General features: G+C 37.3%; 12 protein-coding genes. 4 read left to right on the top strand and 8 right to left on the bottom strand.

The genetic code is table 11. The annotated features are described in order from the left end of the window. Positions 1-176 precede the first annotated feature (176 nt). Positions 177-677, top strand: a complete 501-nt coding sequence (locus ACE1CC_RS08525; RefSeq protein WP_413270042.1) for a hypothetical protein — start codon at positions 177-179, stop codon at positions 675-677. A gap of 149 nt (positions 678-826) precedes the next feature. Here ACE1CC_RS08525 and ACE1CC_RS08520 read toward each other — a convergent pair whose 3' ends face one another. Beyond that, positions 827-1021 carry a hypothetical protein gene (locus tag ACE1CC_RS08520; RefSeq protein WP_413270041.1) on the bottom strand — a complete coding sequence of 65 codons (195 nt, stop codon included), beginning with the start codon at positions 1019-1021 and terminating at the stop codon, positions 827-829. Then, positions 1012-1173, bottom strand: a complete 162-nt coding sequence (locus tag ACE1CC_RS08515; RefSeq protein WP_413270040.1) for a hypothetical protein — start codon at positions 1171-1173, stop codon at positions 1012-1014. The genes ACE1CC_RS08520 and ACE1CC_RS08515 overlap by 10 nt, the downstream gene beginning before the upstream one ends. A 108-nt stretch (positions 1174-1281) precedes the next feature. On the opposite strand from ACE1CC_RS08515, the gene ACE1CC_RS08510 reads away from it, so the two are divergent. Both ACE1CC_RS08510 and ACE1CC_RS08505 read left to right on the top strand, forming a co-directional pair. Beyond that, positions 1282-1824, top strand: coding sequence for a DUF4365 domain-containing protein (locus ACE1CC_RS08510; protein WP_413270039.1), 543 nt, complete (start codon positions 1282-1284; stop codon positions 1822-1824). Positions 1825-1836: 12 nt separating this feature from the next. Then, positions 1837-2943 (top strand): hypothetical protein, encoded by a 1107-nt coding sequence (locus ACE1CC_RS08505; RefSeq protein WP_413270038.1) that lies wholly within the window; start codon positions 1837-1839, stop codon positions 2941-2943. A gap of 195 nt (positions 2944-3138) precedes the next feature. Here ACE1CC_RS08505 and ACE1CC_RS08500 read toward each other — a convergent pair whose 3' ends face one another. After that, a complete protein-coding gene (locus ACE1CC_RS08500; RefSeq protein ID WP_413270037.1) occupies positions 3139-3441 on the bottom strand; it encodes a hypothetical protein in 303 nt (100 codons plus the stop codon). A 15-nt stretch (positions 3442-3456) separates the two neighbouring features. Further along, entirely contained in the window at positions 3457-3699 is a 243-nt protein-coding gene (locus ACE1CC_RS08495) for a hypothetical protein (protein ID WP_413270036.1), read from the bottom strand. Between the two features lie 430 nt (positions 3700-4129). On the opposite strand from ACE1CC_RS08495, the gene ACE1CC_RS08490 reads away from it, so the two are divergent. Continuing rightward, positions 4130-5299: a tyrosine-type recombinase/integrase gene (locus ACE1CC_RS08490; RefSeq protein ID WP_413270035.1), complete on the top strand. Its 1170-nt coding sequence runs from the start codon at positions 4130-4132 to the stop codon at positions 5297-5299. A gap of 1522 nt (positions 5300-6821) precedes the next feature. Here the strand turns inward: ACE1CC_RS08490 and ACE1CC_RS08485 are convergent. The 4 genes from ACE1CC_RS08485 to ACE1CC_RS08470 all read right to left on the bottom strand — a co-directional run bounded on the left by ACE1CC_RS08485 (position 6822) and on the right by ACE1CC_RS08470 (position 8646). Further along, on the bottom strand, positions 6822-7229 hold the full coding sequence (locus ACE1CC_RS08485) for a hypothetical protein (protein ID WP_413270034.1): 408 nt from the start codon (positions 7227-7229) through the stop codon (positions 6822-6824). A gap of 83 nt (positions 7230-7312) precedes the next feature. Continuing rightward, positions 7313-7723, bottom strand: coding sequence for a hypothetical protein (locus ACE1CC_RS08480; protein WP_413270033.1), 411 nt, complete (start codon positions 7721-7723; stop codon positions 7313-7315). A gap of 67 nt (positions 7724-7790) precedes the next feature. Further along, the gene (locus ACE1CC_RS08475) at positions 7791-8009 is read right to left on the bottom strand and encodes a hypothetical protein (RefSeq protein ID WP_413270032.1); all 219 of its coding nucleotides are present in this window, start codon (positions 8007-8009) and stop codon (positions 7791-7793) included. Positions 8010-8094: 85 nt separating this feature from the next. Further along, positions 8095-8646 carry a J domain-containing protein gene (locus tag ACE1CC_RS08470; protein WP_413270031.1) on the bottom strand — a complete coding sequence of 184 codons (552 nt, stop codon included), beginning with the start codon at positions 8644-8646 and terminating at the stop codon, positions 8095-8097. Positions 8647-8678: the final 32 nt, after the last annotated feature.

The following is an 8678-nucleotide window of genomic DNA, read 5'->3' as shown; positions in this document are numbered from 1 at the left end:
AATTTTACAAACGGATGGAACAGCCGTTTCTGCTAGCGGAGGGGAGGTAAGTCCAAAGGGCGGTCGCAAGTCCGTTCTTTGGCACTCCCCTATGAAGTTAGAAGCCCCAACTATACCGTAGGTTAGTTGGGGTAGTTCACTATATTAAAACTTTCATAGTGAGGGAACATTTTTAAATGCTTGTAGTCTTAAACCAGTTAAACCGAAGCAAGGACAGCAGTAATGAGGTTCATTATTTAGAGTTAATACCTAAAAAACAAATACTTAAGCTTTTAGTTGCGGCTTTAGCTCAACCCGCACAATATGCTTTAGCCTTAGCGGACGACTTAAACCCTGTAGAAGAAACTACACCCGCAAAAGATATGATAACTTTATCTGAATGGCTAGAAAGCAAGGGTTTAGAACTGGAACGATCGGAAAAGCACAAGTTAGCTTTGTTACTATCCAGACTCTACAAAGAAAAAACTGGTAGTACTCCCAGAGTGATCACCCGTCCAGATAGTCGGGGTAAATGGCTCAAGAAAGCTAATGGTTTTACTCAGGAAGAAACACCTATTTTACAAGAAGCTTTAAACGAGGTTATACCAGACTGGAAAAGTCGATCGACTCTTGCTACTCCTAAGAGAAAAAACACCAAAAGTAAGACGACAAAAGCAACAACTACCAGCAAAAAATAGCTTTAAAAGCAGAGTAGTATAATAATGTCACCTTTTTATAAGTGGCACGGGTTAGAACTGTCACACACACAGGTTAACCCTTGTTATTATCAAACAAAAGTTATATATTACGAGTGCTAACTAAAATGCAAATACTATATCCCACTGGTTTACTCTGGGGTTAAAAAGAGCTTTTGGCAAAATAGCGAGTATTGATAAAAAGTTAAAAGAGGCTGATGATATTGACGAGAAAGCATATAAACTGTGCTATAGGTAGCAATACCAGCCGGAAACGCCCCAAATGTATCTTCTGTGACGTAAACACCTGGTACTGACCTATCTAAAATACTGTTTATTAGGGCCATATTTTATTTATGTATGTTTCACTTAGCACTAAGTTGTTAAGTGCTTCTGGTTGAGTGGGTGCGATCGCTCTTTTATCCCAACCCGCTAACCCCGCATCCCTAATCTTGTAAATGGCTAGAGGTGCGATCGCATTCTTTTCTCTTTCAACCAAATGTTCAGGAATTACTATCGAGTGGACGGTGTAAAGTAAAATTTATATACTAAAAAGCATCAGTAAGTAACTAACAACACTAAAATAATTTGAGCAAAACCTTAAAGGATGGATAAAAATAGCCAAAAAGAGGAGTTTAGTTATGGGTATATACATCTGCTTGCATCAGTATGTGGGTATATATTTGATACTGCAACAAGAGCAAAAGATAATAATTTAGGAATTGATGTAGAGATAATAGATTCCGTAAGCACCCTAGATAATGAAGCTGCCAGATTCTTTATTCAAGCCAAATGTACAACACCAGAATACTTTATCGAAGAAGGAGATTTTTATAAATATGACTTAAAAGTAACAAGCTACAAACAACTTATAAGAAAAACTCTAGATCCATTGATTTTAGTTATATTAGTAGTACCAAAAGAAATAGAGGATTGGATAACAATAGACGAAGAGAATGGAGAAACAATAATAAGAAAATGTGCTTATTGGATATCATTAAAAGGTAAGGAACCAACTAATAAAACAGGAACAATCAGAATAAAGATACCTAAAGAAAACTTGTTTACACCAACTGCAATGAGAAATATAATGAAAGCAAGTATCGATTACAGAGAAAAGTTATTTGGTTTAGATGAACAATATGGATAACAGAAGGAGGCTATGAAAACATCTAAAATAGAAACACAATCAATTCAAGATATCTCCCCGAAAAAAGTAGAAATGTACCTTAAGTATAAGGGATGGAAGAAGAAAAAAGAAGTTCAGGGAGTAGCATCAATATGGTTTAATGATTTACAACCTAGAGATGTCAATATACTGCTACCTTTAGATAAAGATTTTGCAGATTTTGAGATCAAGATTATAAGACTAATCGAAGTACTGTCAGCAGTAGAAGAAAGACCGGAAGCAGAGGTTTTAAAGGCTTTACAGAGTACATCAACGGTTGCAAAGAATGAAAACAGAGAAATTATTGACTTGAAAATCCAGTTTTTTGAAACAGATAAACATGAAGCACCTGCGAAAGAAATAGGATCAGTGCTGAAATCAACACAAGATTTCTTTGAGGCTCTGGGAAATCGAATAGTTAAAAATGTTAAGAAAAGATTTAATAAAACAAGTATTAGAGATGAATTAAGTTTATCTTTAATAGATACATTTCAAGGCTCTTTTGGCATAAGAGTTGGAATGTCAAACGTAAGGCAAATGAGATTAATCGACGCTCCCGTATCAGAACAAGCGGCTGAGGAATTTATAGAATTAGTAAAAGCAAGTAGTGGAAATGATCCACAAAAGTTGAGAGAAGAAATTAAAAAGATTCAAGGTGAACCATCAATTAAATTTAAAAATTTAATCAAACATTTAATGAGTTTAGAATCTGACTTAGTTCTAGAATGGGGTTCCGTTAATCCTGAAAAAGGCGCAATAGTAGAATTCCCTTCCCATAAAGTAGTAGAAACTTTTGACATAATAAGTAAACTAGAACTTGAAAATCCCAACTTGCATGAAGTAATGGGTACACTTATACTTGCAGGAGTTGGAGACAGAAAAGATTCGAGGCTTTTCATAATTTATGATGATAAAGATAACAAGGAATATAAAGGTCACATATCACAAGAATTAATTAATAGCTTAGATGAAAACATAGAAATAGACAAAAGATATAAAGCTCTAATAGAAGAAACATTAAAAGTTAATCCTCTAACAGGGGAAGAGATTAAAGTATATTCTTTATTACAATTAGAAGAAATACCAAAAACAAATAAGTAGTAATATTTTAGTATTTAAAAATTTTGTATTTCTTTTTAGATTAAAAACTGTTTACAACTTTGGTCTAGATAACTTCCTGATTAAACTGGATGCCGGGGCATACCCACCCAATTTAACCGTTTTTACTAATAATAATAAAACCCTGTTTTTACCAGGGTTTGACTGTCATATTTTGTTGTTATTAAGTTAGCTAGGTTATAGTCCAAAACCTTGATACTGTAAGAACGCTAAGGCATAGGGAACTTTATAGACATTCACCACAGGTACAACGCCGCAATAGTCAATAATAGAAACTGGGGAACCATACCAGTTAAAAAACTCAGCAGATAACAATAAGTTATGAGCTTCAGCCATTGACATTCTTAGATAGTGGGAGATGTTAAATAAAGAAACAAACTCGTCATCAAAAAGCTTACTTACTTTGAAGTCTACAGGCAAGGAAAGTGCTAGAACGTCACCGCCCGATCGAGTGTAACCATTCTGAAAAACCTCTGTCATTTCCTGAGTTAAATATTATCCTGTACTAGGGGCTGCTACTGATGTATGACCGTTGTTTTCAAAAATAATGGATAAGTGAGGCTGTTTAGAAGCTTCCCAATACTGCTCGGTTAAGAGTAGGGGCGAAGCATTCGGGCGACAATTTATGTACTCAAACCCTAGATCTTTTGTCCGAATGCTTCGCCCTTCCAAAGGCAAAAAATGCTTAACCGAGCAGTATTGAGAAGCTTCCTTATTAACTAAGTAAGTGGTCTGCATTTGGTTGAGTCCTTAATGTCTTGGTTGTTTTCTTTCGATACTTTGGTGATAACACTAGTTAACCTACTTGTGTTTATAGCTGGTTAACTAGTTTGTTCTTTAACAAAACTACATAACAACAGGCTTTACTAGCTGTTTCATGGGCTGAACTTGCGACAAGTAGTAGTATTGCCCGATCGCCTCTAGTTTCTCCAGCATTGAAATATCGAGGTTAGTTGCTGAATACTCGCTTAGGCTGTAGTAACCTTTATCAGTCCAAACCAGATCAACCCTTGCTATATCTACATTTTTAAATGGCTCAGGTCGGATTTGAACCAACGACCCCAGGCTTATGAGTCCCGTATTTTATCACATAAAACGTAGATATGACAAGGGTTTTCAATGATGCCCTCTTCCCAAATCAACTGATTTGGGTAAGAAACAGGGTAAAATGTACCAGTCAAAGCCACCACAAATAAAACCTGTTGATAGCGAAGGGTGTATTAGAATTCAGTTCGTTATTAACGGGGTTAAGTACAGAGCTAACCCTATTTATCGAGGCAACTATAACAATCCAGCACATCTAGCTAAAGCTGAAAGTATAGCAGCACAGATTAAACATGATATAGCTGCTGGGTTATTTGATTATTCGGATACCAAACTATCTAAGTACTGTATTAAGAAAGAAGTACCCTCTATCGTTACTTCAAAAAAAGTTCCTAACCTATTGGAGTTATGGAACCTTTTTGAGGAGCGTCAAAAGGGTAGGGTAGAAGAGACAACTATTAAACAGGATTACTCAAGAGTAAGGAACGCTCTAAGTAAACTCACTACAGATCAGTTAAAACTGGATAACGTTCACCTTTTAGGAGATATCCTTTTAAACTATTACAGTGCCGGAACACTTCAAAAGGTCTTTACTCATTTAAAAGCTTGTGGTAATTGGGCAGTTAAAAGTAAGACTTTAACGGATAACCCATTTATAGGATTAACAGATCAGTTACCGAAACAAAAGAATAAACATAAAAAACCAGAATGTTTCACTGTTGAAGAAATACCAATAATAATAAAAGCCTTCAGAAGTGATACCTATACCCCAAAAGAATCAAGGTTTAAACATAGTCATTATGCAGACTTTATCGAGTTTCTATTTCTTACGGGATGTAGACCTGAAGATGCGATCGCTCTAACTTGGAATGACATTAAACAAGACAAAATAACCTTTAGTAAAGCATACAGTAATGGAGTACTAAAGGGAAGTAAAACAGATGTTATTAGAAACTTTCCGATAAACAGTCAGCTAGAAGAGTTTCTAGAAAGGAGAAAAACTAATCATACTTATTTCTCTAACTCCCTTATATTCCCCAGTCCTACAGGCACTTACATTAACCTGCATAACTTCACTAATAGGTGCTGGAGAAAAGTAGTTAAACAACTAGTAACAGAAGGCAAGGTTAGCCAATATTTACCCCTTTACAATGTCAGACATACCTTCATCACACTGATGTTAAGAAAGGGAGTGGATATGCAAACTATAGCTGTACTTTGTGGCACTTCAATCCAAATGTTGAGGGAATACTACTGGAGTCCTGACAGACAGATGAAGCTACCAGAAATCTAAAACTTAATAAATAGTTACCTATGCTTGCCTAGTAAGGGCTGAGTCCGTTCCCTGATCTTATCAGGTCAGTATATGGGTAACTTTGGTCAGTATTTGGTCAAGTGTCAGGATAAGACAGGCGATAGTCTAAAGTTTTAGACTATATACTTAGTATCCGTACTTTTGATATACGTAGCAAAAACAGAGAAAACTAAAACCACCTTTGTATAATTGGTGGTTTAGTAAAGTTTAATATCTAGCCCCATACAGGGAAAGCGATCAGATCGTGTAACCTGCGATAGGATATTCCAATTCAGCCCTTACAGGGGTATTTCGTTAAGTCATGTAGACGACTTATTTGGAACAGAATCTTTCAATACCTGATAGGTATTCCTTAGCTATTTACTAATCACATAAAGCTACCCAATAAGTCAATTAGTTTTAACATAACTTAATAAAGTAGCCTCGTATCGCATCAGGCGATCACCTACAGCCATTATTACCAAGCAGGCTTAACAATGAGTAGGTTTTATAAATAAGGTATTGAGGCGCTTAGGGTTTTTGTGACAAAATACCCCCATATTTTTGTGACAAAATACCTTACTTGGGGTAACATAAAAAAGAAATAACTGCATACCAGTTATTCTGTTGCACATAAGACTTCTTGGTTTTTTGCACTGAATAACTGTACACCAGTTATCACCTTGAAAAGTGAAACCTGGTAAACAGGCTGAGAATAAGTAGATGTGAGTAAAATAGCAGACCGCTATTAAACTCTTTAGCATCTATAACTAAGTAGCCAACTACATTAGTAGCTTAATAGCTCATGCACGATCGTAAAGCACGATCAAGTGAGTGACAGGAGGACAAAAGAAAAGCAGTCAGCTTAAGCTAACTGCTGGAAAAGACAAATAAGGGCTAAAACTGCTATGGCTTATCAGTCACAGCTTACGATCCTGTAAGCTGCAAGACACAGCGTTACTGTCATCTCGTGACGTAACAAATAGCCATTTCCATCAGGCAGACTAATCTTTTTCAGCGCCAAGTCTTGTTTAACAGTGATGTGTTTTTCTTCTCTAACCATGTGGTTTTTCTCCTTTTTAACGGATAAACAGTAAAGTAAATTAACCCGTAGAGATAAATACCTAGTAACTTATAATGCCTGGGTAAAGCCACTTACCTAAGCTCAAGTTGGGTTGCTAGTGTATTTTTCCTCAATGGACTTTACTTTAATTACTATATACTGCTTATTGCTGGATTCATAGTAGATAAGTGCTAACTTGGTCAAAAAGTAGTGTTTATTAGACACTGTTTTTTAAACATACTTATTCTTAATATATAAAAAGAAAAGCCCGATGAGTAGTTCTACTTATCGTGTGTTATTGGTGTTTATTTGGTTGTTACTTGGTGGGTACTTCCGGGTGATATGGTCAATAAGTTATGAACTACCCTAGATCCTTCTAAGGTAGTTTTGGTATTTATTATTTACTAGGTAAACCCAGTTTTCTCCAGAGTTTAAGACCCTCTCGATAACTTAAATAGCCTAACCGCCTTTAGCCTCGACTTTCAAGCGTCGGATCATGTAAGAGATGCGATCGCGTAGTCCGATAGTCTTAAAGTCACAATAGGCACTTAATGCCTGTTGGTTTCTGTATTGCCTGTTCTCAAAGGCAAAGTATTCTAGGATATCGATCGCGGCTGTACTGTCCACTACGGCTGTTCGGGGTATAACTGCCAGAGACTTGTTAAAAACTTTGCCTTCTAGTGGCTTTAATGTCGCTGGCACTGGGGTATCAGAGATACCTAAGAGACTATCTAACAGCCTAACAATAACCGCTAGAGGTACACCAGCAAGGATGCTTAAGCCTTTTACATCAACCCCTACAGCCTCACTTTGGGAGTGCAGAAAGTAAGTAATACCCTGTTGAGTCAGTACGTTTACGTGATTCATTGTGGTTCAGTCTTTGGTTAATGTCTTGGTAAGTCTTGGTTAGCTTTATTGTTTACCTGCTATGTAAACCAGTGTGATAAGTGCTATAGCTTAACGTGGTGAAAATGGCTATCTGCGTAACTGGCTATACCTAAAGTATTTACTGAGCTACACTGGGAGGCTCCCCAGACAAAAATATTGTATTGGTAGCCAACATTAAGAATGGTTTTCAGGTGTCTCAAGTCATCTTTACTGATGAAGTGACTGTTAAAGTCGTCTAGCATCAACAGGAACGATCTACCGTTCCTAACGCCGTGAACCATGCGATCGCGTAAGATATCGTAAGCTACATCTATAGTGCCTGTGAACGCTGTCTCAGGTTCTAACTCCACTTTGAGCGCCTTAAGTGTGGTTAATAGCAGAGTTTTACCGCTTCCTGTCTGACCTGTTACCCAGATATTCTGACGTAACTGCTCTTTAACTGGTCTGTTGTCTACCCAAGATATGATGTGCATTTTGGCTGTGTCCTATGTCTTGGTTATGGTTCAATGCTGCTAATGGTAAAACTGCTATGTTAACTAGTTATCTAAGGAAAACTTTGTACTTCTCGCCTATCCGCTTGATCTCGACAAACCTAAGATCATTTCTGGGTACTCGTTCCAGGGTTAGGTAAATAGGAAAGTCGTCAGTTATGCCGAAGTCCTTTCGATGTTGTAAGGTTTTGTAGGTGACGTGAAGATCGTTAGAGTAGATAGGTTTAGGCTGTATTGCGGCGAGAAACTGTCTGATCAGTTCATCCATCTTGTTACCTCTGAGTACTTGTACTTATGGACTTAGAGCTAGTTAAGGCTACTGGTTAACTAGTATTTAGTAGCCTTTACTGGGATTAATAGCAGTAAACTTGGTAGTTGACTTTACGCGCTTCTGCTATGTTATTTAAAGCTTGCATGGCTTCTGTAGGATGGTTGGTAACATCGGGGTGATACTTTTTAGAAAGCTTTCTATAAATCTCTTTCCAGGTCATACCAGCGATCGATAAGATGCCCCATTCTGATGTAATAATGCCGAAGTAGCGATCGTATTCCTGAGCAGACTTACTTGCCTTAGCTTGTGCCGCTTGCTGTTCAGCTTCCTTTCTTGCTTGTTCAGCTTGGTATCTCGCTTGCTGTTCTGCCTGCTGACGTTTTAACTCTTCATACCATTGGGTGTACTGGTCATCAGATGAGGTTTCTTGTTTTTGCTGTCTACCTCCGAAATACCAAAAGTCGTTATACAGGCGGATAGCTTCTTCTTCTAGGATGAACTTTTTGCTGTTGAGTTTGACTGATACTCTGTAACCCGCTTGTCTGTATGCTTTTAAAGCCTTTTGAAGTCTTCTGTAGTTGTGGCTATTAGCTGCTGATCCGAGTTCGTTAACGAGTAGTTCTTGAGTAGTCATTGCTTTAGTTCCTTGGTTAATGTCTTGGTGGG

It is taken from the genome of Floridaenema aerugineum BLCC-F46 (assembly GCF_041929345.1).
Taxonomy (GTDB): domain Bacteria; phylum Cyanobacteriota; class Cyanobacteriia; order Cyanobacteriales; family Aerosakkonemataceae; genus Floridanema; species Floridanema aerugineum.
Note: the sequence above shows the minus strand (reverse complement) of the source record. Positions and strands in the feature narration are given on the sequence as shown.

What these genes read in the sequence shown, in the direction of transcription:
- ACE1CC_RS08525 (WP_413270042.1), top strand. Translation starts at nt 177, where the DNA reads ATGCTTGTAGTCTTAAACCAGTTAAACCGAAGCAAGGACAGCAGTAAT.
- ACE1CC_RS08520 (WP_413270041.1), bottom strand. Translation starts at nt 1,021, where the DNA reads ATGGCCCTAATAAACAGTATTTTAGATAGGTCAGTACCAGGTGTTTAC.
- ACE1CC_RS08505 (WP_413270038.1), top strand. Translation starts at nt 1,837, where the DNA reads ATGAAAACATCTAAAATAGAAACACAATCAATTCAAGATATCTCCCCG.
- ACE1CC_RS08495 (WP_413270036.1), bottom strand. Translation starts at nt 3,699, where the DNA reads ATGCAGACCACTTACTTAGTTAATAAGGAAGCTTCTCAATACTGCTCG.
- ACE1CC_RS08490 (WP_413270035.1), top strand. Translation starts at nt 4,130, where the DNA reads ATGTACCAGTCAAAGCCACCACAAATAAAACCTGTTGATAGCGAAGGG.
- ACE1CC_RS08475 (WP_413270032.1), bottom strand. Translation starts at nt 8,009, where the DNA reads ATGGATGAACTGATCAGACAGTTTCTCGCCGCAATACAGCCTAAACCT.
- ACE1CC_RS08500 (WP_413270037.1), bottom strand. Translation starts at nt 3,441, where the DNA reads ATGACAGAGGTTTTTCAGAATGGTTACACTCGATCGGGCGGTGACGTT.
- ACE1CC_RS08485 (WP_413270034.1), bottom strand. Translation starts at nt 7,229, where the DNA reads ATGAATCACGTAAACGTACTGACTCAACAGGGTATTACTTACTTTCTG.
- ACE1CC_RS08480 (WP_413270033.1), bottom strand. Translation starts at nt 7,723, where the DNA reads ATGCACATCATATCTTGGGTAGACAACAGACCAGTTAAAGAGCAGTTA.
- ACE1CC_RS08510 (WP_413270039.1), top strand. Translation starts at nt 1,282, where the DNA reads ATGGATAAAAATAGCCAAAAAGAGGAGTTTAGTTATGGGTATATACAT.
- ACE1CC_RS08470 (WP_413270031.1), bottom strand. Translation starts at nt 8,646, where the DNA reads ATGACTACTCAAGAACTACTCGTTAACGAACTCGGATCAGCAGCTAAT.